Raw genomic sequence first — 26,422 nt, forward strand, 5'->3', positions numbered from 1 at the left:
TTTCGAAAAATCAAAAACTCGATACTTTCACTTGAACAACTATCTGATGATTCTCTGTAATTTTTCTTTAAAACATGGGATTATCTGCATGAAAAAACAATGAAACGTTAGAAAAAATATGGGCGCTCCTGCGCTTTTATAAATCGTAAAATGAGACGGCAGCGTAAAAGGCGCAGGCCAGGCTCTCAGCTCTGGTCAAGTTATTGTAATCATAATATGTGAATACATTTTATAATTCTTAAATCTCAATAACTTGACCTCGCATCGATCCCTAGCGCTTTAAATGATCAATTTTATCGGAATCAATAACTACTTACTACTTAGACTCATGAAAATATTACTAAAAATTCCAGATCGATTTTACCAAAGATATGACGTTTTCAATAAATTGTATTTAACTTCAATTGTTGACTTTTAAGGAGATCTCACATTTTAAGTTTTGAAATAAGTAGTACACATTCCTTACCGAATCTCATAATCTTCACGTAGTCGACCCAATCCCTCTACTCAGAACTCAATAGAAAATACCCAAACATTCATTCTGAAACAGGATTCTGTGATAAAATTCAAAGTACTCAATTTTATAGAGATTACGAGAACCGAAATAATAGGTTGCCAAAATTCCTGCTTCTAAACGAGCAATTCAACTACAAATATTAAAGGTGATACAGTAAAAGCCATCTTAAAAATACTTTATCTTTGCTTAAAATGCCGAGTCTAATTTATTCCTAAGATATTTTTGAGATGGCTTGTAGTAAAAATTTTGAAGGCACAAAATGAGCTTTTTTATGAAAAAGTTCATTTCGGTTTAAAATTCCTCTAAACTTAAAACGTATCAAAACATAATTTCCAATAAAACAAATCTATTCGATTTTTAATTTCTTAGTTTACTTATATCACCCCTTAAAAGACATGGCTAATAGAGCCCTTTCTTAAGGAACGGTTTTAGTGCTTTGCAAGATCCAAATGATTCACAAGTTATAGAAGGCTATTCGTATTATGTGATTTTGCCACATTTAAGTAAAATTTGGATTTTGCAAAGAATGCTGCGACTGCTCCTTTCGACACCTTGTAATTGTAAATCGATTCTTAAATTATATATTTCACTCCTTATAATATAACTGAAAATACGACCAAAATGAAAAAGATGAACAAGTTAGAAAAAAAAGGAAATCAAATTTAGAAGTTTCCTATTTGAAGATTCAACATTCGAATCCCATAATATTAGAGAGTTTATCTTTTATGAATACTTACATTGAAAGTTTTTTGAACCGTGTATATAGTTCTAAAATTCTATCGAATTTTGAAGATAGGATTTTTTTAAAGTCTTCCTTACAAAAATGGATTGAGAAAAATATTTTTTCTACGTTTCTGATTTTCTTCGGCCTTTATTTAATGATCTGGAATCGAACCATTCCAGAAATTTTGATGTCGGAAGATTTATATAAATTCAAATTGATTTCCATAATTTGCGGAATTTCAATTTATTCCTTTTTATTGCTTAGACTTATTATACTCGGAATTTTCGAAATACAAATATCCTACCATTATATCTTTAAAAACGCGATAACCGCAATCATTCTTTCTTTTGCATTTCTAATGTATTTTGAAAAACCATTTTCCATGATGATAACGGGAGAACTTTGCTGTTTCGGGATCTGTATTTATACTTTATTAGAATCAGGTTACCTAATTTGTTCTCGTCCCTATAAAAAAGAATATTATTTTTTATTTCCTATCTTGGGAGGAATAGGATTTGGAATTCTGGGAAATTTTATCGGAACCGCTTTTTATAATATCGAGTGGAACAGTATTTCATACTATTTTTATGCGTTTTTTATTTTTACTCTTTATCTTTTAAAAAGAAGAATAAAGACCCAAAATGAAGGAGCAACTTTGCAAGACTCAGTATTAAGTTTAAATTCAGAAACTCAAGAAATCATAGAACAACCGTATTCTATGTTGGAAGATGAAATATTGGAACTTGTAGAACCCTTAGAAGAAAAAAATCTTCTCAAGGAAGACGATCTAAAACGGGCAGAAGAAAGAATTAACGGCTTTATTCGGGAGAAACTTTATGCGGATGATAGTATTCGTTTGATCGATCTTTCTGCCTATTTGGGAGTCAGCTTACACCAAGCTTCTTTTTATCTGAATAAATATAAAAATATGGGATTTTCGGATTTTATAAATCAAAATAGAATGAACGACGCAATCCGACTTCTTGTAGAAAAAAGAAATATGAATCTATTAGAGATTGCTTTTGAATGTGGATTTAATTCTTATACATCTTTTCATAGAGCTTGCAAAAAATGGACCGGACACTCTCCCAAAGGACTCAGAAGAAATACTATCCAATCAAATGTATCTAATTATGAACATTTCACAATATCTACAGATTCACAAAAGATTGAAATTCTAAACAAAAATTCAGAATCGAATGAGTTAGATAACACAGTAGTATAAATATATCGATTCAATTTAAAACTTTATTTTATAGACCCCATAAGATTATAAGTTGGGGATTTGCCTTAAAGTTTACTCATCTTATCTAGCGTTCTATAAGAACCAGTTAAACTTTAAAAAAAATACGGGAGCCGAATTTTAGGCACTCAACTTTATAGTTTTGAGCATCTATAAGTTCAAATTATTAATCACTGAACTTTATAAAATTAAATTTTCTCGTAAAAAAGTAAGATTGTTTTTATATTAGAGTAATTGAAAAATTAATCCCATTTGTTTCTTGATTTCTAAAGATTAAAAATAGAGTTGTTGAAAAATTTCATAGTGGAAATGGTGATTAGTAATAATGCTTCAATTTTCCATTTCAATGCAATGGAAACATTAAAACCATCTCTAAATTGAAACGAAAAAAAATCTACCTGGCTAATGAATGCAAATTAGCCAAATAGACTCAGTGCTTTGTTTATGGAGATATAGGAGCTAAATTAATAATTCGCAAATTCCTATAAATTCGCGCTAATTTTATTTATAATTAAGTATAAAGAAATTTTAGTTTTATATCTCCCCTAGTTATAAACTGAAATCAATATTTGAAAGATTGATCGATAAAAACACTTCCATCCAATCACTTGTTTGAATCGAAAAATATACTATAAATTTTATTTAATCAGGTCTGCTACTATGTTTAATTTTAAATCATATTCAAAAGGTATGTAATACTTATTTATAGTAAGGAAAGGAATTAATTTATTAGTAAATTCGAATCTACTAAAATTATTTTATTAAAGAAATTGCAGGTAGTTTTATTATAAGTTTTATCTTGAAAAAAGAAATCTTAAAATTATCTATCTGGCTTAGTTATATTACAAACAAAGCCAGATAGACGAGTGTAATAGAGTGAGTTCCCTTCTACATCTATTATCATAACTTATTCTCAAAAAGAGATCTCTTCAAAATATAAGATGAATAAAATTATATTGTATTATTCAATATTTACTTCATTTTAAAATTCAAATTGTTGAATTAAAGAATCTAACTCCAAAGCCTTTCCTATTTCGTTAAAATTCATCACTGGTTTGACATCTTTTAACTGATTATAATTCATAATCCAATTATAAATCTTTTGATCTTCTGTTATAATAAAGTATCTAGTAAATTTTTCGGAAATCACATATAAAATTCCTGTAAAAGCCCGCACAAACTCAGAATTTAGATTTGTTACTTTTCTGATATCTAATACTAATATACCTTCCATTTCATAAAGAATAGAACTCAATTTAGCAGACATTCCCTTTAAAGTTTCATAATTAACTATACCTGTAAATTCGATCACTAAAAGTTTATAACGAATTGTATTGACTTGTATTTCTTTTGATTGGTGTTCAATCGCTATAGCTTGGTTCATTTTTCCTAACTCCCACCCAAAGGTCTTTGAAGAAATACTCTTTATACTATTTCTAAAAAATATATACCTTTGTAAGAAACAAAGCTTTGCAGCTTATAGTATGGATTATGAAATTTAAATACATATTCTTGTATATCGATTCAGACCAACGTTATTTTTGTAACTTTAATTGTTTATATATTTTAATTTATAATATGATTCAAAATCTAATTCAAAAAATCTCCAACCTATAAAATGAATCAACTTGCCGTCACCAAACGACGATTTTGTGCAGAATTAAATCTTTTGGATTTTTATAGAGGTTTTCTAAATTTAACTATCAGAAAAATTAAAATCATTTATTTTTTATAGTATAATTCAAATTTGGCGCAAAGAGTTTCATTAATATAAAAAATGGGTTTGGTTTTCTTACACTAAATCTATCTAATCATAGTTTATAGAGAATAAACCAGGTTTGTTTAAGTTAAATAACACAAATTTAGCTATAATTCATTTTTCTGAAAAGAGCTTCTTTGGCCACCACCTTACGATTGTTTGACGGATATTTAGACAAATACCTGTTTTTTTACTACTAAAAACTGAGATATAAACTCTAATCAATTTCTATAGGTAAATAAAAGAGAAATTACAATATCTATAAAAATTTTAAAATAAATCTCCAATTAAAAAATAAAATTTTGGATATTTATTTATAAAGTTTTGAGTAGTATTGCAAATCACAATTTTACGAACAAATTCTAAATTTGTGAGAATTTATACCTTATAGAAAATTTTTCCTTATTAGAGTTTGTTGAAAAATTAATTCTCCATCCGTTTCTGTTTTATGGAAACAGTAATTAAAACAGTTTTGTTAATCGTCACTATGGAATTTTTCAACAACTCTATTTTCTTACGCTACATTCATGTTAAATAGTTCACCTATTTTAGAACCTATCTGTAAAGTTCAGCCCAGTTGATTCTAAAAATCTTAACCCATTCGTTCCTTCAACAAAATGTATGAATTCCTACAAAGTTACGTCGTGTTATATGGTTTGTCGTTTTTTGGTATTCTTTTATATTATAATTTCTGTATGAATGAATTCCTACATTTTTTTGCGAAACTCAAGACACTAAACCAAATTTAAAATCGTTTCCTTATAAATGATATCTTCTGCCGGTTCCATCAAATAATAACCTTGTGAATAATCTATACTCAAAGATTTTACCGCTTCTAATTCTTCTTCATTAGATACGAATTCAGCTACTACTTTGGCTCCGATTGTATGCGCCATTTCAGTGATCGCCGCTGCTAATCTGTATGAAGTTTGATTTTCATGAATTCCTTGTATAAATTTACCATCTATTTTTATAAAGTCCGGTTGAATTTCTATCAATCTTTCAAAGTTAGAACGCTCTACACCAAAATCGTCGATGGCGATTTTACAACCTATTTCTTTTAATTCTTGTAAAGAACGAGTAGAGTTAGAAGAGCCGTTCCCGTTCCAATGATCGTTTTCTAAAATTTCAAAGATCACACGATCCGGAGAAATTCTATAGTGTAATAATCGATTCATTACCCAAAGAGGAAAACTTTTCTTATCCAAATCAGATTCAGAAATGTTAATGGAAAAAGAATATTCTGGATGTTTTGAGAAATATTTGAAAGTTTTCTCCACCATTAAAGGAGTAAGCAATCGAATAATTCCGGTGGATTTTGCGATCGGAATGAACATCGCCGGATTATAAATTTGATCTCCTTCCATAATTCTTGCTAAACATTCGTATTTTGTAATTCGATTAAGTTTATTGTCGTAAATTCCTTGAAAATAAGGAATGATATTTCCAGCATTGAGAGCTGAATTGAATTTTTTACCCAACTTTAGATTTGCATAAATTCGATCGACTTTATTTGTAGTTTCTGAATACGGAATATACTCTACAGAAGAATTGTTACTTGCAGTCATCATTGCAAGTCTTGCTTTATCATATACATCTGATTGATCCGAAGAAACTCCAATGGAAATTTTAACTTGAAAAGAAATCCCGTCTACTTCGATACACTCCGATCTTAAAAAGATTCGAACAGCACTGAGTAAAGAATAGAATCGGTCCTCTTCGATTTTTGTAAGAACTGCAATCATGTTATCGTAAATATGAAAGATTTCTCCATTATAACCGCCTATAAAACAATCAAGTACGGATAAAAATTCGAATAACATCTTACGATATGTTTCTATTCCGAAATTTTCCGCAATAGAACCAAAGGACTCAATACGAATAAGCGCAAGAATTGAATTTTCGTTTTCAATTAATCTTCGATCAATTCTTCGTTTTAAATTTTCAAAGTTTGGAAATAAGGTTTCTCGATTGAATAAATACGTTTCTTCTAATTTAGAACTAAGTTCCGCAACTTTTCGATTTTGAAAGTAAGCCTTTACCGCTTCGGAAATGGTAAGAATCAAATCCTCAGAATCCCAAGGTTTAGTAAGGTATCGATAAAGATTCGCTTTATTAAGAGCGTTTCCAAGACTTTTTGCGGATGCATAACCGGTGAGCATCACTTTATATATCTGCGGATATTCCTGATGTATTTGAATCAGTAATTCGTCCCCACTTTTTCCTCGTAACACTTGATCACAAATTACGAGAGGAACATCTATTTGTTCCGACTTGCATCTGGCTAGAATTTCCATTGCGGAATCAGCATCTTCCGCCATTTCTATATCAAAACGATTCCCAAAACTGAGTTGAATCGCATATTTGATACTTCCGAGTATGATAACTTCATCATCTACGATCAATATGACCGGTTTGATATTTAAACTTGTATTTTGAACGAATTCACTGTTTCCCATAATGGTTCATCTTTATTTTAAATTTCATCCTTTCATTTTACAGTGCGCCCAAAGACCTATTGTAACTTTATCAAAAAGACCAAATTAGGTATCCTGCTACGCTCGATTTCGACTAGTTCTACCCCTGTGATGACTCTCATAAAGAGTGATCAAATTGAGTTCCACAATTTCCGCAAAGAGTGTTGTGGCATTGAGTTTTTGGAACAGATTTCTTAGTAAAAATAGAATGATCCAACAATTTTGATTTTAAACTAAATACTTTTCTTTCTTCAAATTCAGAATTCTATGATCGTGCCAACTATTACATCTAATTACTCAATCTTTACAATATGGAAGTTTCTATCAACTAACATTGATTTTAAAAATTCTTTTTTAATCAATCGTGTATTAAAAACTTAGAATATTTTTAATTTGGATTTAAAATTAAAAAGGAATTCACTGCTTTAATTTTTTGTAGAGTTATAATTTGAATTGAGAAAATAAATTCTAAACGTCCAAAGTATTTAAATTAGATTTAGTTATTTTAAAATTGGCTGTAAAAGATTAAAAGCACATACCCGGTTTCTTCCGGAAGTTTTTGCTTGATACAACGCTTGGTCCGCATTTGTAAATGCTTCTTCTAAATTCTGCTCTCCTCCAGAAACTCCAATACTCAAAGTGACAGGGTTTCCATTTTCTAATCGAATTTTATTTTCCACTTCCTTTCGTAATTCTTCAGCGATGTTGATAGAAATTTCCTGGCCAACTCCACACAAAAAGATTGCGAATTCTTCTCCTCCCCAACGACAAACCACATCCGTTTGTCGAATTGAACGACTGAGTACTTGTGCTACTCTTATTAAAGTTTTATCACCAGCGTCATGTCCGAACTTATCATTTACTTGTTTGAAATGATCAATATCAATCATTAAAATTGCCCATCCGCTCTTATGTCGATTTTCCAGAGCAATAGATCTTTGGGTCAATTTTAAGAAACCCCTCCGATTCCAAATTCCAGTTAATGGATCTGTATGAATCAACTTAGATACTTGATTCATCGAAGAACGTAATTTGACATACAACACTAACACAATAAAGAAAGTAAATGCAAGCACCCAAAAAGGAAGAAGATTCTTTATAACATAAATTATATATTCAAAAATTTGAATTTCATGAACTAACCAAATCTCTTCTTCCTTAATTTTGACTCCAATCCAAAAACTTCCTTTTTGGATAAAAAAAGATTTCTTAGATTCTAATATCGAGGAAAATACGGAAAAAGGTAATTTGTCATTTAAAGCGAAATTACCTGGTTGAGCGACAATCTTTCCGTTTTCATCTATGAGCATGCTTTTTCCAATACAATCACCGCTTTCTAATATTCTCTGCATTGCGTCTAAGCCTATATCGATTGCAGTAACCCCCACAAATTTTCCTTTTACATACACGGGTTCAGAAACCGAAATCATCAAACCTTTTCCAGCGATATCTTCATAAAGATCCGTGATAATTTGACGTCCGGTTGGATTGGAGATTGGGTTCGCTTGAGTCCAATAAGGTTCCGCGTAAAGATCGTCTGTAAAATAATAATTTTCATCTTTAAATTTTGGAGTGATATATAAAAATTTGCGTTCTGATAAATAATAAGCCCAGACCACTTCACTTTGTTTTTCAGTTAAGGATTCAAATTGACCTCTTAAATTTAAAGCGGCTTCTATTTCCTTGAGAAGAGAAGGATTCAATTTATAAATGGAACCTACTGCGGTTAAAGTACCCGCATCCGGACCTTCCTGACTTTCTCGACTGATATGAGGAATTCCAAATCTGTTTAAGTTCGGATAATTTTTAAATCTTTTAATGAGATCTGGATTTATAGGTGTGTCTTCGTAAAAAGTTAGATAATCTGCAACGGACAACCCTAAGGCCCTTGTTTGTGATCCAACTTTACGAATGTAGTCTTTCATTACGCGAGCTCTCATACCGACAATTCGATCGATTTCTTTTTCCATTCTGAAGTTTTCATAAATCAGAAAAAGAAACATGAATATTAGAATAATTGCTAAAAGCGAAAAGATGATTCTTTTTTTGACTCTTACATCTTCGACTTGTGAATTAATTTGAGTCTTAAATTGCAATTGGGTCACCTCTATAAACAGATCGCTCTCGTGGAAAGATGACATAGGTTCTACCGAAAAAGAAATCTAAATTCTTTTTCATCAATTATCAAAATCAAATTTGAGAATCTATATTGTAAAACGTAAGTGAATCTTCAAATTTTAAGGTGAAAAAAGATAAAAAGACAAAAATTTGACAAAAATAAAATCTTTTATGATTTATAAACGCTTCTTTTGATTACAAAACTTATGGTCTTTACGGACGCTTCTATTTTTTTGTAACAACAGTAATTTTATGAAATCTTTATATTGCGCTAGAATTGTTTTGTTAAAAATTACAGAAATATTTTCGTTTTATAACAAGAAAGGATATAATATTCAATAATTATAAAACTTGGTTTAGAACGTTTCCGTTGTAGTATCAAATACACAAACCCGATTTCTTCCCAAAGTTTTTGCTTGATACAATGCTTGATCAGCACAAGCAAATGCATTTTCTAAACCGTTGTTCTTCCCGCTTTTTCCTTCGGAAATTCCAATACTTAGAGTTACCGGTTTTCCATCCTTCAGTATAACTTTATTTTCAACTTCTTTACGAAGATGTTCTGCGATATTCATCGAATCTTCCGGAGTAACCCCAAAAAGAAAAACCGCAAATTCTTCTCCACCCCAACGACATACCACATCCGTTTGGCGTATATTAGCGCTTAGTATTTGAGAAACTTTAATTAGGATTCTATCTCCGGTATCATGCCCAAATCGATCGTTTACTTGTTTGAAATGATCTATATCGATCATCAAAATTGTCCACGATTGTCCGTGACGATGAACCGCCGCTAAAGATTTTTGTGTAAGTTTTAAAAAGCCACGTCGATTTGCAATTCCAGTTAAAGGATCGGTATGAATCATTTTTGAAACTTGTTCCATAGACGCTTTCAATTTTATGTATAAAATGGAAACGATTCCAAGGGTGCATATCAATCCCCAAAATGGGAGTAAGTTTAAAATGACCGAAAATAAAAATTCTATCGCCGAGATTCGATGTACTAATCGTACTTCTTGATCTTTGATTTCGAAAAAAGCCCAATAGTATCCTTTTTTCAAAAAAAAATTTTCCGAAGGTCCGTCTGGGAGTTGAATCGTTGAATCATTCATATCAATCCAAGATTCCTTTGCGATAATTTTTTTATTTTCGTCTATAAGAATACTTTCTCCTATACAATCGCCTACAGCTAAAACTCTACGCATCGCTTCAAGACCTATATCGATTGCCGCAACCCCAATGAATTGATTTCTAAAATATACTGGTTCGGAAATGGTAATCATTAACCCTTGTCCACCAAGATCGTTGTAAAGTTCCGAAATGACTTGTTTACGCTGAGGATTCGTTTTAGGAGTTGCCTGAACCCAAAAAGGCCTTTGATAAAGTCCTTCGTTAAAAACATCCTTATACGGCTTTGATGTAGGTGCAAAGTAAAGGAACCTCTGTGCAGATAGATAATAGGCCCAAACTACTTCACTTTGTGTTTCTACCAAGGTTTCAAATTGTCCACTGAGCCCTAAAGCAGCTTCTACTTCTCTCAAAAAAAACGGAGTAATAGGAACAGAAGTTTTCAAAAACTCAGAAGTAGAAGAATTTGTTTTTATTTGATTTTTATTTCCAAAAATTTTTAAGCTAGAGTATTTTTTAAATTTGTGAAATGCACGTTTATCTAATATAGAATCTTCATAATAGTCCATAGAATGAGAAATTGAAAGTTTTAGAGCTTTGGTTTGATTACTGATTCTTCGAATATAATCCTGAGTTACCCTCGCCCTCATCCATACAACACGATGAATTTCACTTTGCATCTGTTTTACTTCGTAAACAAACGTTCCAATCATCAAAACCGGAATAACGGCTAAGATCATAAGAATCTTCTTTTTTTGTATCCTGGATTCTTTTTGTTGATATACGTTCATTTCAGTTCAAACTCTTCTATAATACAGAATCTTATAGAATTTGATTCTCCGCAAATGTTTATTGAATTTGATTTCGACTAAAAAATACTATTCTATATTTTAAGAATACTTGGAATTATTGGGAATAAAACGAAATCCCCGAAAACGTCATTTTTCCTAGTGAGCTTGGTAATATAAAAAACAAACCCATTTTTAAAAAAGTAGAACTTACTGATACCTGAGGCTATAGTCGGTTTAAATTTTGATCCGATTCAGCAAAGAAATTTCCAGAAAAATATTTCCTGCCCAAAAATTCTGAATCAGATTTTTTGAATATTTTTAAAATTGAATCGCAATCCTTCTAATTTTTTGCCATAATTCTACTTTATATTAAAAAGGAATTATTGTCAAAAATGATCAAGTCTTTGCGTATTTCCTGCATATTTTTCATTCCAATTTCTTTTCTTACTTTTTTATTGAACTGCTCCCAATTCATACAAAACGATCCGATTGCCTTAAACGGTGTCATTGATTTATCTTCTTGGAACCCTAATATTGATTCAGTTAATTTAAAGGGGGATTGGGAGTTTTGTTGGGATCAATGGATTCCACCAAATGCAGAAGAATCCAAATGGAAAGAAAACTGTAACGGATTCTATCCAGCCCCTGCGTATTGGAAGTTTTATAATATTTCTGGAAAAAATTTATCCCCTTTTGGTAAGGCTACGTACCGATTAAAAGTAATTTTACCAGCTTCTTTTCACGATTCCTATGGTATTCGATGGACCGAAATTCTATCTGCATTTCAAATTTTTATAAACAATAAATCCGTTGCACAGGTTGGTGTTTTGGGAACCGACTTCAAAACCATGATCCCAAAACTCAAACCAGATAGGGCTGAAATTGGTGCACATAACAGTCCAATGACGATCGTCATTTGGGTCTCGAATTTTAATCATCAAAATCACGGCTTTTGGCAACCTATTTATCTAGGTAAATGGGAAACAATCAGAAATACCCAGATGAGACACTTGATGATGGACATAGCAAGTTTTGCATCCGTAGCCTTAATTGGATTTTATCATTTAGTTTTATTCCTTTTTAGAACACGTTCAAAAGAATATTTATTTTTCGGGCTTTTTTGTATTTTTATGGGGATTCGTCAGCTTAGCGTTGAAAATCACGCTTTTATGATATTCTTCCCCAATATAGATTTTGATTTTTACATTCGTTTTATATATTTTACGGTTCTATTGATTGGAATTTTTATGTGTATGTTTATTAAATCTTTATTTCCGGAAGAAGTTTCTTCTTTTTTTATCAATTCGGTAATCGGAGTTTTTGGTTGTTCCATTTTTACGTTAGCCTTACCGGTTCGTATTTTTACCGAATTTTTTAGTATTATATTTATTTTAATCTCAAGCCTCCCTTTGGGTTTAACTCTGTATCTATTTAAAGCACATAAAATGAAACGAAAAGGTGCTATTCTTATCCTAATTGCATATCTTATTTTTTCTACAGTAGTATTAAACGATATTCTTTTCACGTTAGGATATACTTCTACCGGCTATATTTCCTATATTGGAGTGACCGTTTTTATTTTTTTTCAAGCTGGGGTTTTAGCTCAACAGCTCACACAAGCTTTTAATCGTTCGGAACATTTAGCCCTGGAGTTAAAATCGACTTTACAAGAAAATATTGAAACTCATAACGAATTACTCGCACTGAAAGAATTACAAAATACGAATTTAGAATCTCAGGTTCAATTCAGAACGATAGAATTACTCAAGGCGCGCGACGATGCTGAATTTGCAAATAAGGTTAAATCCCAATTTTTAGCCACAATGAGTCATGAAATTAGAACCCCTCTCAACGGAATCATCGGTTTGATTGAACAGTTTAAATCGACTCCTCTAAACGAGAATCAACAGCATATTCGAAATTTGATTCAAAAAAGTGGGGAAACTCTTCTTAAAATCATCAACGATATTTTAGATTTTTCTAAATTAGAAGCAGATAAAATAGATTTAGAACTACACGAATTTTGCTGGAAAGAAATTGTAGAAGAAACAATGGGTATTTTCCTTTATCAAGCGACTCAAAAAGGTCTCGTTTTATCAACTGATTATTCTCCCGATTTTATCGACAAATCCATAGGAGACAAACGTAGAATTACACAAATTCTTTCCAACCTGATCTCAAATGCGATTAAATTTACTGATTCTGGTAAAATTCAAATTCGAGCGTTTTCTGAAAGGATAGAAACAAAAATTGAATATACGATTCAGGTAATAGACTCAGGGATTGGAATTCCCAAAGAAAAAATCGATTTGTTATTTCAGAAATTTTTTCAACTCGATTCGAGCATTTCTAGAAAATACGGTGGAACTGGCCTAGGTCTTGCGATTTCTAAAAAACTAGTAGAATTAATGAACGGTAAAATTCATGTATTTAAAAATGAATCCCAAGGTTCCACGTTTGAGTTTACGGTTTTATTATCTGAATTTGTTTCCGAGAATCATCCCACTTATTTTCCAGAAACCACAGACCTTTCTTCTCTATCTTCCAACACTTACATTCTAATCGCCGAAGACGATTCCACGAACATTTTTCTTTTATCCGGTATTCTTAAAAAACTCAAGATCAAATTTGAGTTGGCTAAAGACGGTTTAGAAGCAATCACAAAGGTTAGAATTTCAAGGTTTGATTTGATTTTTATGGATATAAATATGCCTCATTTGGATGGGATCAGCGCTTCTAACTTTATTTTGACGGACCCTATGATTTCTCCTAAACCTGTAATTATCGCGGTAACTGCGGACGTTCTGCAAGAAGATAAAATCAAATGTAGACAAGCAGGGATGTCCGATTTTTTAGGAAAGCCTTATTACAAAAAAGACATAGAACAGATAATTTACAAATGGCTTGTAATTCATTAATTATATTTAATGAATATTTTAATATTATTTTTCTCGATATTAATAAATTAACATGATTTTTTTCGTAAAAATAAAATGTGAGAACTACTACGCCCTTACGAATAAATTTTAAGAACTCATACTTTAAGAAAATTCTCTCTCATTTTTTACGTTAATTTAAATCGTCCCAAAACCACTCTGTGAATTTTATATAATAGGGCAGTTTCTATAAATTATATTCCTTGATGTACACATTCCCGAAACCGAGTCTTATAGCAAAACACATTTATAAAAGTTTTGAGACGGATCTAGATTTTTCTATTCAATAGATTCCAGTTTCTTTTTTGCCAGTTCATAAATGACCTGGAACTGTTCTGGAGTCATTTTATTTTGTGCTCCCACAAAAGAATTTTCAATTTCACTATGATTGTGTAAGTAAGGAACATTCAATTTTTGTAAATCACTTGGAGTGATATAAATCGTCTTATCTCCTTTTGCTACGGATAAATAGTCTGTATCGTTAATTTTTTTAGAATGATTTTGATGATTTTCCAATTCTATCTGACCTTCACAATGACAAGTAAACGTCATATCCCCGTAAACCGAAGTATAAAATTTTGTTCCTCTAACTCCGGCAGTTGTAGTAGGAGTATGAAGATTCATCTTCTCTCCTTTTAACAATTTATTTGTTAAGATCCAAGAACTTCCCTTATCCTGAAAAAAGTTTTTTTCATCTGATGTTTCCTTTACTTGAAATTTAGAATCGGACTGAATTTCTATTACAGTCGCGTTATCTCCAAAAACAAGAGTGGCGATCGACTTAGGTCCGGTCAAAATCATATCTCCGTTTAAAATTTCTTGAGAGACAACCGCCTTAAACTTTTGTTCTCCTCTTTGAACGGAAGTTTCTCCTTTTAAAAACACAATTTTTCCTTTGGTCGGATCTGATTTACTTTCTTTACAATGAAAACTTAAAACGATCAGACTCACTAGAACAAATAACATAGATACTTTTTTCATAAATTTTACACTCCGAATTTTAAACGATCTTCTATATGAGGTTTATTTCCGCAACAAGGTTCCTGCAAGATAACCCATAGGCAGATACGCGCCCACTAAATCTAAAACGGTAAACCATAAAGGCGAAGGAAGCATTATCGTATTTGCAATTCCACCGACTAAAAAAAGAAGCCCAATCCCCATAGCAAGTTTAACTTTATGATTGAAACTTACCTTTGCGGTCAATAACGCTCCAGCAAAAGTACCAAGCGCATGAGCTAAAAACGGTAGAACAAAATGTTTAGGTTCAAATAAATGTAGGGATGACTTCAGTCCTTCCATTGTAGTTACATCCACCCCAGTAGGAGGAGGAATGATATGCCCACTAACCATGATAATTCCCATGTTTACAATACTACCAAAAACGGCTCCAGCAACCAAGGCGATGGTGTTTTGAATGATCGGATTCATATTCTATTGTCCTAATTTTATTTTTTGAATCAACTGACTTGCTATTTATTTTATAACTCTTATGGGTCGATCTTTTTTACTACAAAAAAACAAAATGTGATCTTGAACTTTCCTCTTTTAAAATCTATTGTATTTATCAAATTGATAATATAAGGTATTTTTGAAAAATTAATTTTCCATCCATTTCTGTTTCATAAAAACGGTCTATTGAAGCAATTTCATTGATCTGAACTAGGGTATTTTTGAAAACTTTAATAAAATGAATTTTTAATTTGCTGAGGTCGCAGAACAGCGATTTAGTGCAGAAATTTGAATTTAAAAGCAATAGAATGAAGAACAAAAATTAAATCATTATTTTAATTTCAAAGAAGAAAAGGTTTTTACCCAATCTTTTTTTAGATATTCTAAAATTTTATGTTTATTGAACCGAGCGTCTCTTTTTCCGAGCTCATAGGCCTTTCTGGCTCCGATCGGATCCGTATAATCGAAAGAAGTGATTGGTAAAGGTTCCGAAGGCGTTTGTAAATAACACCTTTCTAAAAGTTTTGGATCTTTTCCTATAATTGTAGTAGGTTCATAATAAATTCCTATCGTTTTCTTATCCGGAGGAAACGCTTCTAAAAGTAAATTGTTTGTAAGTCCACCATCGAAATAATATTCTTTTTCAAGGGTCTGAACCGAAACAACTGGAGGAACTGAAGAAGAGTTAAGAATAATCTGCTCTACCGTTTGTTCGTTGTCGAAATCCTTTTCCGTAAATAAGACTTCTTTCATATTCCAATTTCTGAGTATTCTTTGCATCCTTTCCGTATTCAAACCGCGTTTTCTATCTCTTTCATCCTCTAAAAAAGCTTTTGCAGTTTCTGCAATCAATCTTGCCAATCTAAATTTATTCTTTAGAGAATCTTCCTTAGGGATCGCCCTTAAAGTATGAATATACACTTTAATCCCAGATTGAATGATCTTTTGAAAATCCATACCAAATCGAATCGTTTTTCGATACATCTCTTCATGCGGAAAAGCTCTTTCTCCTTTAAAAAGTCGACTCCAGTAAAAGTTGGCTGGATTTTTTCGAACTATATTTTCAAAGAAGGCAACACACTCCTCTTCGCCTCCAGAAATCAAACAGAGTACCATCGCAGCCCCGGCAGAAACTCCGGACACTTCCCTAAACTTTAAACCCCAAGATTTGATTTCATGCCCAAAACCCAATCCGTATAAAGCCTTACACCCACCTCCAGCAATTGCAAAACAAATTTCATCTTCCAACCAAAGACCTTGAAATACTTCCCCTAATCGTTTTTGAGGTTCTTGTTTTTTTTCAAATGCGACAGAATCGTCTAAAATGGGCGGCATTCATTTCTCCGAATTTGTATTTTTACCATTTTCAGATTCTATTTACTTTTATGGAAAGAAATTATTTTGTTTTGCTAATAGACTTGAATTTAATTCTTTTCGATTGATACAAAATATTTTGAATAAATCGAATACATTTGAATTCAATTTCAAAACACGAATCGATGAAACACTTAAATATTATCAAGAAAATAGAATGTATCGGAATAAATGATTAAAAAATTTTAATGCGAAGTTTTAAAACGATTTATCGTTTAACTACTATTAGTTTTTTTCTGGATATAACCTTTGTGCTCCAGCCAATTCCCAAACAACAAAGCTACCCAGCTAGAAGTTAATCCTGGGATTGAAGCTGGTATTTCTAATGAAAGTATATTACATAAAAGCCATATACAAAATCCTACGATCATAGAAAATATAGCTCCGGTAGAAGTAGAATTTTTCCAAAAAAGTCCGGCAACAAGAGGAACGAACAAAGAAACAAGACTCAAAGCGGATGCTTGAGATACTAACTCATAAATATTACTTTTAGTATTTGCCATTAAAAGAGAAACTAACGTTATTGCTATTACAGAAAGTCTAAACAATCGAAGAAGAGTTTTTTCATTTGTCTTTTTAAAAAAAGGACGGATTACGTTTTCCCCCAAGACGGAAGCAGATGCAAGAATTGCTCCACTGGCTGTGCTCATTACCGCAGATAACATAGCTCCAAAAAATAAGATCTGAGTAAAAAGCCCAGTATGTGTTAATACAGTTTTGGGAAGAATCATCTGTGTGTCTTCTTTTGCAATTTCAGGATATATTTTTCTCGCACAAAGTACGGCAAGTAAGGGTAAAAAAGCCACGCTCAAATAAAAAAACGATCCTAATAAAGAAGAATAAACGGCTACTTTCTCCGATTTAGAAGCCATTACTCTTTGAAAAATATCTTGTTGTGGAATCGACCCTAGACCGATCGTCATCCAAGCGGCGAGATAAACGAAAATACTTTTAACATTCATCTCTGGAAAAAATCTAAAAAAACCGGGTTTTGTAGACGCAAATACCACCTCGATTCCACCCGCTTTAGAACTTAGATCCCAAACTAGATAAGAAAGTCCTAATACGATTAAAACTGTTTGTAAAAAATCGGTAAGAGAAATCGCCCACATTCCTCCGATTACAGTATAAATCAAAACGACTCCGGCTCCCGCAATGATACCGGTAGATACAGGAATATCAGCTAACGAATGAAAGATGATCCCTAAAGCAACAAACTGTGCTGCAATCCAACCAAAATAAGAAGGAATCATAAATACACTCGATAAAATTTCAGCCTTTCTTCCGAACCGATTTTTATAAAAGTCTCCGAAAGTAAGTATGTTCATTCTATAAAGAGGTCTTGCAAAAAATAAACCCACAAGAAATAGACAAAGTGCAGCCCCGAAAGGATCTTCTATAACTCCTAAAATTCCATCTTCCACAAAACGAGAAGAAGCTCCAAGTAAAGTCTCGGAACCGAACCAAGTCGCAAACAAAGCGGAAGACGCAAGAAATAAAGGTAGTCTTCTACCTGCGAGCACATAATCCTTTGAATCGCTTACAAATCGAGAAGCAAGAGCCCCGATTAGTATCGTAGTAAATAAATAAAGAATGACTGATATTGCGAGCAACGGAACCCCTTTTTTATATTTTTCTCAGGAATGCAATCCATTCTTGTATCACAAAAACAAGTTCGATTTAAAAGAAACATCTATAAAATAAATTTTCTATTGAACAACGATTTCATGAAAAAATTAATAGGAAAAAATTTTTCCATATTTTATAGAAATTACCTTAAATTTAAACTATAGAAAAATATCTATTTGGTTTTTGAATGACTCTCATCTTACAATTTTACTACTAGGACACATGGAAATCGTACTAAAAAATTAATAGGAAAAAATTTTTCCATATTTTATAGAAATTACCTTAAATTTAAACTATAGAAAAATATCTATTTGGTTTTTGAATGACTCTCATCTTACAATTTTACTACTAGGACACATGGAAATCGTACTAAAAAATTAATGATCGATTTTACCAAAGATACAAAAGTTTTCAAAAATTGAATTGAATCCGGATTTGTTGATTTTTTTGAAGGGGATTTTACATTCTAGAACTTTGAAACAAAGTTCTTAAAAATTTCCCTTTCGAATCCCAACATTTTTTTCGATACATGAACTAAGAATGTTCTCCAAAAATTTAGATTCTCCTTCAAACGAACTCGTACAAGTTCAACGTTCCATTAAAAACACATTTAAAATCAAAAGAAAATTTGTTTTATTCTTTATCATAGTAATTCTGTTAGACGCTATTTTTTTAAAATCTTTATTTCCCCAAACAAATTCTCAGGAAGTCGCAGAAACAAAACCTTTGTTGAGAGTTTTTCCCTCTTATCGAAAGGAAGAATGTGACTGGGCAATTCGCTGGGACATTTGTTTGAGTTGTTTAAGAATCGGTAGAAGATACGCACAAAAAATTCATTTTTATCCTTCGGGCCCATACCGAGAACATGGATGTTACTCAGAAGAAGAAGGATTTTTTTTAATGGAAGAATAAAAGCATCGGCTTTCATGTTTTCGAAGGACCGATTTTTTATCAGAATATTCTTTAAGAAAATAGTTGTCGTCAATTTGAAAACAATTCTGATGTTTTCAGGGAAACTTTTCAAAGTGAAGAAAATTTGGAAATATGATCCAACAAATAGTGATTTAATCCGTTATTTCAATCTAAAATTGTTAGATCATTTTTAAATTGAATATAGATAGACGTCTGAAACAAATCCATTTGCTTAGAACTAAAATTTCTCTATTATAAAATTATTAAGTAACAAGTTGTCTAAAAATCATTTTTTGAAGTTTTAGAACAGTTTTTAGCGAAGGAGTCATGACATAAATGGTTATATTACGTTTTTTTAAATTTAAATTTATTTATATTTCTCTGATTGTATGTGTTATTCAATGCGCCACAACTGGGAATTCGCCCGTCGAATCCGTAATTTTAAATTTTAATAAAAATAAAAAAAGTTATAGAATTGGGGTGATAGATTTTATTCATTCTGAAAAGCAAACGAACAAATACGATTCTATGATTTCAGATTTGTTTATCGTAGAATTATCAAAAGATTCTTCTAATGTTTTAGTTGAAAGAACAAAACTTGCGGAACTATTAGCAGAACATTCATTAGAATATTCTGGTCTTCTTGATTCTGACCAAGCCAGGAAATTAGGAAAAATAATTCCGATAGACCTCATCCTTACTGGATCTTATTCAATTCAAAAAACACAAACGCAGGAAGAAATTAAAATATCAGGACGTTTTATTCATGTTGTAACGGGTGAAATCGTTTACGCTTTTAATACTGCGATTACTCAAGAAAGCCAAGACTCAATAACCAATCAAAATTTTCCTCAAACGACACCAGAAAAAAAATGCCCAGGGAATTCGGAAATAGAAACTCTTTTAAAGGATTTATCTACGGAATCTAAGATTCAAGAACTCGTTCAAAAAGCAAAGAAGATACCTTTTCAAGAAGAATGTGGAAAAATTCACAACCTGATACTTTCCAGTTTTATTCGCCATAAAATCGGCTCAAAAGAATATAATATTTTTTTAATAGATTCTTTGAAAAAATTTCAAAATCCGGACGAAAGTTATCGAGTCTTAGATAGTCTACGGTATTTTCAATTGGATAAACATATAGACGAAGAAGAATGGTTATCCGGGAAAGACGTGATACAGAGAGTTTCAGTAGGCGGCCTAACAAGATATATTATATATTTATTGAATATGCAGTTTGAAATAAATAAACAACTCATTCTAAAAAGAGCAGACGAAATTATGGAATTGGGAGTTCAAAAGAAAATAGGAAGACCAGTCGCCATACGCAAGGAAGAAATTTTACTTTCTATTCTATATGCTCTACAAGATCCTAAAGCGTTTTTGGACTCAGATTTGACCGTACTTGTATTTTTTGATAAATATAAAAACATCGTATTTGATACTTCTGCAGAAACGAATAAAGTTTTTTCTACTTTTGATTTTTTATCCAATCACTATTTTAAAGAAACGAACGAAAATAAAAAAGAGGCAATCTTTTTAAGAATTCAAGATTTCTTAAGTTCTGTAAATACTTCAGAACAAAAAGAAAAAAAATTAGACGACTTTCTTGGAAAACTCATTTCGGCGGCAGGTAGATCAAAAACATCCGAAGCGATTTTGTATAAAACGAACTTTAAAAATCTTTTTCGATCTTTATCTAAAGAAATTTGTGCGGTTGTGGATAAAAATCCTTATCCAATGCAAAAAACTTCTAGAACCAAATTTCTTTCGGAAAACGAATGTATTTGCAAGTAATATAGATTCGTGATAGTTCCTACAAATTAGTTACATTACGAACTTTTAAACATTTTTTTTGAGTGTTTGAAGTTCGTTTGTATGAGTTTCTACAATTTTGGAAGAAAAAAGAATCTTACTGTAAAATTGAAATTTGCGGAAGTTCCCACATTTTAGGCACAACTATTATTTTGAAAAGAATTTTGCACCCCGCCATTTATACGAGGTGCGAAAGGAAAGATTTATTTTTTACAAGCCTGAATAGCTGGAATACTTTTTGCAGACTTAAGACAAGTAAGATCAAATTTGCCAGACATACATTCTTTTTGTAATACTGGAACTAAAGTAGCTTTCATAGTCGCAATGTTTGCTGCATCTTCAGGTTTTTGTCCAGCGGTCAGATTGGTCAACATTTCGTCTACTATAGGAGCGCATTCTTCAGCTGAATGTTTAGCCCCTCCACACATTACGGTCAATGAAAGAACCGCGGCTACGCTTAGGGAAATCATAAGAACTTTTTTCATTGAATCTTCCTCTTTTGAGTCTTGGGGACCACTCTAGTTCTATCTTGTTCCCTGGAAAGTGATTTTTTAGACGGGTAAACGGTTATTCCATAATCAAGGATTCCTTTTTCTCCTTTAAATTTTAATACCTTGTTACGAGAATCATATTGATATGTTCCAGCGTTAACTAAAACCTCAAACCCTTTTTTATAATGAACTTCCGGGATAAAAATTTCGGTTTCCGGAAACACATTTCCTTCTTGTCGAAACGCATATTTAAATAAAGATCTTTCCATATCAAAAGTTAAGGCAACAGGAAATCCTTTGGTTCGTATCGGATAAGGACGACTAAAAGCCCGAACCGCCCTTCCTCCATCTTCATCGTAAGAAGAAGGTGTGTCCTGCGAATAGATAGATAAATCTTCTTCATTCCATCTATCTCCCAAACTATGAGTATGATCAGGGGTATAATTCCACAACGCCAGATTTACAAAATTTTTTTCCACTGCTTTCATAATTCGATCAAGAGCCTTTTCCAATACACCGTAATCATTTTTGAGATACGCTACTCTGTGATTAAGGTCCATAGGAATTCCGGTTTCTCCGATTACGGTAGGACAATTGCCCATCTTTTTTTCAGACATTTCCCGGATCATACGAATCGTTTCTTCATAAGCATTGTCTATATTTTCTTTTCCGAATATTGCTTTTTGCTTAAATACATGTACTCCGAACCAAGGGAAATAACGTTTTAACATAAGAACAGATATATCGTACCAATGTGTCGCGTTAATCACAGATCCTTGATTTTTTTTGGGAATTTCTTTCCACTCCAGTTCGAGTTTAGAAGGATCACTTTCGATAAAGATATGAAAGCGGTTTTCTAATTTTTGTACCCTTTCTTTAAATTTTTTAATAAAAGGATACATAAAATTGGAATAGAATTCGTATTTTCTTCCATTCTTCTTATAAAAATATTCCGGTTTTAACATCATTGGAGCGCCATTCGGATCGTAATCCCAAACCCCGTGATTTCTCCAAATACACTGATGTCCTCGTCTCCAAAGTGGAACCCCTTCCGGATTCAATCGAACCTTACCAAATGGCAAACTCCAAAAACCCAACATATACGCTTGTTCTGCGGAAACTGCACGTCCCTCAGAAAGATACATTTCTTGAAAGGGAGAAGACTTTACTACTTTTCCAAATCCGAATCCGTCAAATTCTCCCAGATTTTTTTTGCCGATCCATCCTGGAGAAGGTTCGTTTAACGTATCAAATCCAATTACGTTTTTATATTTTTTGAGTTTGCGAACGATCTTAAGTATAGAATCAATATAATGATCTTGTAAAAAATCTTGAGCGTTCTTTCCGTCTATTTTTGTGTCCGGTGCAAATTCTTTACCTCCGAAGAATAAAGAGAACATCGTCGCGCACGCATATTTCTGGTAGTTTAAGGGCCAGGACATTCTTCTATAATTTTTTCCCTGATGATGGTGAACGATCGCCGTTTCAGAATTTCGAATTTTGGAAATATTCATCCCTAATTCTTCTAAGGTCCAACCAGGAGCGCCGTCACCTCCGGTAAATCGAGACCATACGTCCTGATGCGGATCTATAAAAAGATAAAGTCCTTTTTTTGCCGCGAGAGAAACCATTCTTTCCACATAGTCTATATATTCGTTGTCGTATTTTCCGGGACCTTTGTGTTCAATCGCTTCCCACGTTATGAGAAACCGTAAAAAATTAAATCCCCATTTCCTCAACCTGTCGAAATGTTCTTCTGCTTGATCTTCTTTCAAAGGTCTTCCTACAAAGGACACATTTTTATGATTGTCGAATGTATTTGTCTGATCGAAGTGTGTGGTACCATCCGGTTTTAAAGGAAGTTTTGCGGAACCAGAAAGATTAACTCCGCGTAATTGATAAATCGCTCCGTCTTTAGAGGCGAAATGTCCGTTTTTAACGAATAACTCTTCCATAATATTCCCCGAATTGAATTCCTTTGTTTGTTTACTTTTATTATGTTTCGATCATAAATAGAAACATTGAGTTTTAAGAGTCAATCGTGGCGCTACTCTTTGGCAATTTGGCGTTCTATTCCCTAAATTGAATTCTTGCATCCTCGTATCCACGGCTGATTAGATAGTCCGCTTGCACTTGAGAAAAGTTTAAAATACTTCCAAATCCCAAAGAAGTTCTGGGACCGATCGTCCTAATTTTAAGTTCAGGTCGATCCGCACTCGGAATGGATAAAAGAGAAGAAAGCTTAGATTTTTTCCCTTTTTTCTTTTTTTTCTCAAAGTTTAAATTGGACATCACGGTTTGATAGGATCCGATGAGTGAAAGTTCAAAAACTCTTTCTAATCCTTCTCTTCTTGTTTTAGGCAATCCCATATCGATTCCTCCAACGGGAGAAAGAAGTACTACAACAATATCAGTCGCTCCTCGTTCTACAGCAGGCAATATCGGCGTATTTGCCATAACACCTCCGTCCCAGTGAGGTTTTCCGTCCACATACTGCCAAGGGAAAAACATGGGAATTGCAGAAGAAGCCATTACATGTTCTATATCAATTTCCTTATTTCTAAAAAATACAAGTTCCGCAGTGAGAATATTAACCGCAGTAATGATCACTTCTGTAGGATTTTTTCTCAAATTACGAAAGTCCAAATGAGAATAGAGTAAATTTTTAAGAGGAGTTGTATCAGTCAGAGGAGAATAACTTTTGACGAAAATATCTACTAGATCGTTCCAGATAGAGTAGCGCATCACTTTTTTAGCTTCGATGGATTTCCATAATTTTGTGATTTCTGCGGAATTCATTCCACATCCCATTGCTGTCGCTGTGATTGCACCAACAGAGGTCCCACAAATAATATCCGGCTTGAATTGAATTTCTTCCAAATATCGAAGTACACCCGCTTGATAAGCGCCTCTGGCTCCGCCTCCGGATAAAATAAGGGCTCGTTTCATTCTACCTGAATCTCAAAGGTTCGTAAAAAAGAGAAGGATTTTCGTTTTCTGTATGTTAGAAAGATTTTTAGGAGAAACCCTCTGAGCGACTGCATCGTTTTTTCGACATCCATCTGTCAAAAATCGGAAGCTCTTAGAATGACCAGTTCTAGAAACTCAGAAAGTTCAGCGGTCTGATTGGATTGCAATAGCCACAACTACGGCTTTATTGCAAGTGGTACGTACCCTGGCTATTGCTCAGCCACCTCACAGGTCAATTGTTTACAACAACTATCACTCACTAGACCACCTCCTTTCGTGTAACAGCAAAATATTCTGTCTCATTCAAATGTCAAGAACTGAGCGGATTTTTTGGAGCCAATTTTCAAACTGCTTGAATTTGAATTCCTATCATAAAAGTAGTAGTTCCTACAAAAAAATTTAACTGTAAAATCGCAATTTGTGAGAGTTCCTACGTTTTTGAAATATCATAGAACTTAGTAAGATAAAAGCCATTTACAAATTGCGCTGTTCAGCACAAACAACTACTAAAACAAACATAAACTCTAGATCATTTAACTAATTCCAGACGAACACATTCAAGAAACTGCTTTTACCCTGGAAATCAATATAAGTGCAATCAGATTAAATCCCATCGCCAAATAACCAGCTATGTCGTAATTTTGATAAGGAGCAGTAGGACTCGCAGCCACTAAAATACTTCCTCCGATTGTAGCACCTAAACCGGAAGCAAGATTTTGTAACGCAGAAATTACGGTCATAAAACGACCACGATCTCTTGGCTCCGTCGCAGAAGTAATCAATGCCAAAGCAGGAATCCATCTTCCGGAGACGATCACCATAAAAGTTGTAGTTAGAATCAGTACATTGACTAGAGTCGTTTGACCTAAATTGGTCATGATAAAAATCGGAATACAAGATAATGGAACTAGAATATAGAATATCTTATGCTTTCCAATTTTATCCGAGGCAATCCCGATCCCTCTAGAAGAGAAAAAAGTAACAAGTCCTCCGAAAAAATAAATCCAAGAAATATTTTCTTTAGGAATTCCTACATTTCTTTCCATATAAGGCGCAATGAAAGGAATTACAGTAAAACCACCAAGGATTACAAACATAATCAACATATAAGAAGCCATATATCTTTTATAGGTGAAAATTCTTAAAAAATCCTTAATTGGATCTTCTCCTGTAGGCTGAAACGGAGGAATACTAGGCAAATGATAATACATCAAAACTAAAATCGGCAGACTCAAAAGAACAATTCCTGCAAAGGACATATTCCAGCCATAAAACTCAGCCACTTTTAAACCTAAAGGAATCCCAACTACAGAAGAAACGGAAAAAGCTCCCATAATTGCACCCATTGCTCTTCCCCTTCGATCCATAGCGATTACGTCTCCTACGATCGCAAAAATGACAGAGCTTAAAATTCCTCCAAACGAACCCGAAATGATCCTAGCGATCAAAAGAAAAATATAAGAATCGGCTATGGCACAAAAAGCAGTTCCAATAATAAAACCAGAATATAAAAAAATCGCTGCAGACTTTCGGTTGAATCGATCAATCAACAGAGCCCCTACAATTCCCGCACAAAAAGCACTATACGTATAGGCGGAAATCAACAATGAGAATTCTTGCGGATTGATATGAAATGATTCTTGAAAGTAACTCCCCAGAGGCATCATAATTACAAAATCCAGAATATGGGTAAATTGAATCGATGCTAATACGAAAATTAACATCGGCTCTGATTTTACGTGAATGTTACGAATAGGATGGGAAGACATATGGATAAAGTTGTGAAGTATAGATTTTCTGTAGATATAAAAACAATAAAATGAATTGAATGTGCTTATTTCTTTTCTATAAAATTCTCTAAAAAGTTTCAGGATTCTATAAATTTTTGGGTTTAAAATAAACATTTATTGTAATATTTGAGATACTAAAATACAAAATAAATCGAAAAAACTTTGAACTCTATTTCACTTTTATAAAAAGAAAAAATAGAAAAGTTCAAGTGAAAACTGAATGTATTATAATTCCCGGATTAACCATTGCTGATTAGTTGAGTTATTGAATTTCTAATACCAATAAAACCCAAGCA

Annotated in this window: 16 protein-coding genes; 4 read left to right on the forward strand and 12 right to left on the reverse strand. The window is 32.7% G+C overall.

Annotation, left to right across the window (positions count from 1 at the left end; translation table 11 throughout):
- Nucleotides 1-1,242 precede the first annotated feature (1,242 nt).
- Nucleotides 1,243-2,466, forward strand: a complete 1,224-nt coding sequence (locus LEP1GSC059_RS09120; protein ID WP_002180026.1) for a helix-turn-helix domain-containing protein — start codon at nucleotides 1,243-1,245, stop codon at nucleotides 2,464-2,466.
- Nucleotides 2,467-3,466: 1,000 nt separating this feature from the next.
- Here LEP1GSC059_RS09120 and LEP1GSC059_RS09125 read toward each other — a convergent pair.
- From LEP1GSC059_RS09125 to LEP1GSC059_RS09140, 4 genes are all read right to left on the reverse strand, one after another.
- Nucleotides 3,467-3,868 carry a hypothetical protein gene (locus LEP1GSC059_RS09125; RefSeq protein ID WP_017213496.1) on the reverse strand — a complete coding sequence of 134 codons (402 nt, stop codon included), beginning with the start codon at nucleotides 3,866-3,868 and terminating at the stop codon, nucleotides 3,467-3,469.
- Nucleotides 3,869-4,977: 1,109 nt separating this feature from the next.
- Nucleotides 4,978-6,702: an EAL domain-containing protein gene (locus tag LEP1GSC059_RS09130; protein ID WP_002180020.1), complete on the reverse strand. Its 1,725-nt coding sequence runs from the start codon at nucleotides 6,700-6,702 to the stop codon at nucleotides 4,978-4,980.
- A 518-nt stretch (nucleotides 6,703-7,220) separates the two neighbouring features.
- Entirely contained in the window at nucleotides 7,221-8,816 is a 1,596-nt protein-coding gene (locus LEP1GSC059_RS09135; RefSeq protein WP_002179976.1) for a sensor domain-containing diguanylate cyclase, read from the reverse strand.
- A gap of 378 nt (nucleotides 8,817-9,194) precedes the next feature.
- On the reverse strand, nucleotides 9,195-10,757 hold the full coding sequence (locus tag LEP1GSC059_RS09140) for a sensor domain-containing diguanylate cyclase (protein ID WP_020980702.1): 1,563 nt from the start codon (nucleotides 10,755-10,757) through the stop codon (nucleotides 9,195-9,197).
- A 392-nt stretch (nucleotides 10,758-11,149) separates the two neighbouring features.
- Here LEP1GSC059_RS09140 and LEP1GSC059_RS09145 point away from each other — a divergent pair, with 392 nt between their 5' ends.
- Nucleotides 11,150-13,675 (forward strand): ATP-binding protein, encoded by a 2,526-nt coding sequence (locus LEP1GSC059_RS09145; protein WP_020980727.1) that lies wholly within the window; start codon nucleotides 11,150-11,152, stop codon nucleotides 13,673-13,675.
- Nucleotides 13,676-13,972: 297 nt separating this feature from the next.
- On the opposite strand, the gene LEP1GSC059_RS09150 is transcribed toward LEP1GSC059_RS09145, so the two are convergent.
- The 4 genes from LEP1GSC059_RS09150 to LEP1GSC059_RS09170 all read right to left on the reverse strand — a co-directional run bounded on the left by LEP1GSC059_RS09150 (nucleotide 13,973) and on the right by LEP1GSC059_RS09170 (nucleotide 18,132).
- A complete protein-coding gene (locus LEP1GSC059_RS09150) occupies nucleotides 13,973-14,674 on the reverse strand; it encodes a FecR family protein (protein WP_002179689.1) in 702 nt (233 codons plus the stop codon).
- Between the two features lie 42 nt (nucleotides 14,675-14,716).
- A complete protein-coding gene (locus tag LEP1GSC059_RS09155; protein ID WP_002180037.1) occupies nucleotides 14,717-15,124 on the reverse strand; it encodes a hypothetical protein in 408 nt (135 codons plus the stop codon).
- A 351-nt stretch (nucleotides 15,125-15,475) separates the two neighbouring features.
- Nucleotides 15,476-16,480 carry a patatin-like phospholipase family protein gene (locus LEP1GSC059_RS09160; protein WP_002179769.1) on the reverse strand — a complete coding sequence of 335 codons (1,005 nt, stop codon included), beginning with the start codon at nucleotides 16,478-16,480 and terminating at the stop codon, nucleotides 15,476-15,478.
- A 254-nt stretch (nucleotides 16,481-16,734) separates the two neighbouring features.
- A complete protein-coding gene (locus LEP1GSC059_RS09170; RefSeq protein ID WP_017213493.1) occupies nucleotides 16,735-18,132 on the reverse strand; it encodes a high affinity choline transporter 1 in 1,398 nt (465 codons plus the stop codon).
- A 556-nt stretch (nucleotides 18,133-18,688) separates the two neighbouring features.
- Between LEP1GSC059_RS09170 and LEP1GSC059_RS09175 the strand changes: the two genes are divergently transcribed.
- Together LEP1GSC059_RS09175 and LEP1GSC059_RS09185 are read left to right on the forward strand one after the other, a co-directional pair.
- Complete coding sequence (locus tag LEP1GSC059_RS09175; RefSeq protein ID WP_002179902.1) at nucleotides 18,689-19,060, forward strand: hypothetical protein; 372 nt, start codon at nucleotides 18,689-18,691, stop codon at nucleotides 19,058-19,060.
- Between the two features lie 336 nt (nucleotides 19,061-19,396).
- Nucleotides 19,397-20,857 (forward strand): CsgG/HfaB family protein, encoded by a 1,461-nt coding sequence (locus tag LEP1GSC059_RS09185; protein WP_017213491.1) that lies wholly within the window; start codon nucleotides 19,397-19,399, stop codon nucleotides 20,855-20,857.
- 221 nt (nucleotides 20,858-21,078) lie between these two features.
- On the opposite strand, the gene LEP1GSC059_RS09190 is transcribed toward LEP1GSC059_RS09185, so the two are convergent.
- From LEP1GSC059_RS09190 to LEP1GSC059_RS09205, 4 genes are all read right to left on the reverse strand, one after another.
- Nucleotides 21,079-21,360, reverse strand: coding sequence for a TIGR04454 family lipoprotein (locus LEP1GSC059_RS09190; protein WP_000757100.1), 282 nt, complete (start codon nucleotides 21,358-21,360; stop codon nucleotides 21,079-21,081).
- Nucleotides 21,357-23,321 (reverse strand): glycoside hydrolase family 5 protein, encoded by a 1,965-nt coding sequence (locus LEP1GSC059_RS09195; RefSeq protein ID WP_002179678.1) that lies wholly within the window; start codon nucleotides 23,319-23,321, stop codon nucleotides 21,357-21,359. Before LEP1GSC059_RS09195 ends, LEP1GSC059_RS09190 begins: the two co-directional genes overlap by 4 nt.
- Before the next feature lie 115 nt (nucleotides 23,322-23,436).
- The gene (locus LEP1GSC059_RS09200) at nucleotides 23,437-24,315 is read right to left on the reverse strand and encodes a patatin-like phospholipase family protein (protein WP_002180053.1); all 879 of its coding nucleotides are present in this window, start codon (nucleotides 24,313-24,315) and stop codon (nucleotides 23,437-23,439) included.
- Between the two features lie 578 nt (nucleotides 24,316-24,893).
- The gene (locus LEP1GSC059_RS09205) at nucleotides 24,894-26,105 is read right to left on the reverse strand and encodes an MFS transporter (protein WP_017213490.1); all 1,212 of its coding nucleotides are present in this window, start codon (nucleotides 26,103-26,105) and stop codon (nucleotides 24,894-24,896) included.
- Nucleotides 26,106-26,422 lie beyond the last annotated feature (317 nt).

This window comes from Leptospira noguchii serovar Panama str. CZ214 (assembly GCF_000306255.2).
GTDB lineage: Bacteria > Spirochaetota > Leptospiria > Leptospirales > Leptospiraceae > Leptospira > Leptospira noguchii.

Bases quoted from the DNA above. Each gene is read 5' to 3' on its own strand.
- LEP1GSC059_RS09120 (WP_002180026.1), top strand. From the start codon at position 1,243: ATGAATACTTACATTGAAAGTTTTTTGAACCGTGTATATAGTTCTAAA.
- LEP1GSC059_RS09125 (WP_017213496.1), bottom strand. From the start codon at position 3,868: ATGAACCAAGCTATAGCGATTGAACACCAATCAAAAGAAATACAAGTC.
- LEP1GSC059_RS09130 (WP_002180020.1), bottom strand. From the start codon at position 6,702: ATGGGAAACAGTGAATTCGTTCAAAATACAAGTTTAAATATCAAACCG.
- LEP1GSC059_RS09140 (WP_020980702.1), bottom strand. From the start codon at position 10,757: ATGAACGTATATCAACAAAAAGAATCCAGGATACAAAAAAAGAAGATT.
- LEP1GSC059_RS09145 (WP_020980727.1), top strand. From the start codon at position 11,150: ATGATCAAGTCTTTGCGTATTTCCTGCATATTTTTCATTCCAATTTCT.
- LEP1GSC059_RS09150 (WP_002179689.1), bottom strand. From the start codon at position 14,674: ATGAAAAAAGTATCTATGTTATTTGTTCTAGTGAGTCTGATCGTTTTA.
- LEP1GSC059_RS09155 (WP_002180037.1), bottom strand. From the start codon at position 15,124: ATGAATCCGATCATTCAAAACACCATCGCCTTGGTTGCTGGAGCCGTT.
- LEP1GSC059_RS09160 (WP_002179769.1), bottom strand. From the start codon at position 16,480: ATGCCGCCCATTTTAGACGATTCTGTCGCATTTGAAAAAAAACAAGAA.
- LEP1GSC059_RS09175 (WP_002179902.1), top strand. From the start codon at position 18,689: ATGTTCTCCAAAAATTTAGATTCTCCTTCAAACGAACTCGTACAAGTT.
- LEP1GSC059_RS09185 (WP_017213491.1), top strand. From the start codon at position 19,397: ATGGTTATATTACGTTTTTTTAAATTTAAATTTATTTATATTTCTCTG.
- LEP1GSC059_RS09190 (WP_000757100.1), bottom strand. From the start codon at position 21,360: ATGAAAAAAGTTCTTATGATTTCCCTAAGCGTAGCCGCGGTTCTTTCA.
- LEP1GSC059_RS09195 (WP_002179678.1), bottom strand. From the start codon at position 23,321: ATGGAAGAGTTATTCGTTAAAAACGGACATTTCGCCTCTAAAGACGGA.
- LEP1GSC059_RS09200 (WP_002180053.1), bottom strand. From the start codon at position 24,315: ATGAAACGAGCCCTTATTTTATCCGGAGGCGGAGCCAGAGGCGCTTAT.
- LEP1GSC059_RS09205 (WP_017213490.1), bottom strand. From the start codon at position 26,105: ATGTCTTCCCATCCTATTCGTAACATTCACGTAAAATCAGAGCCGATG.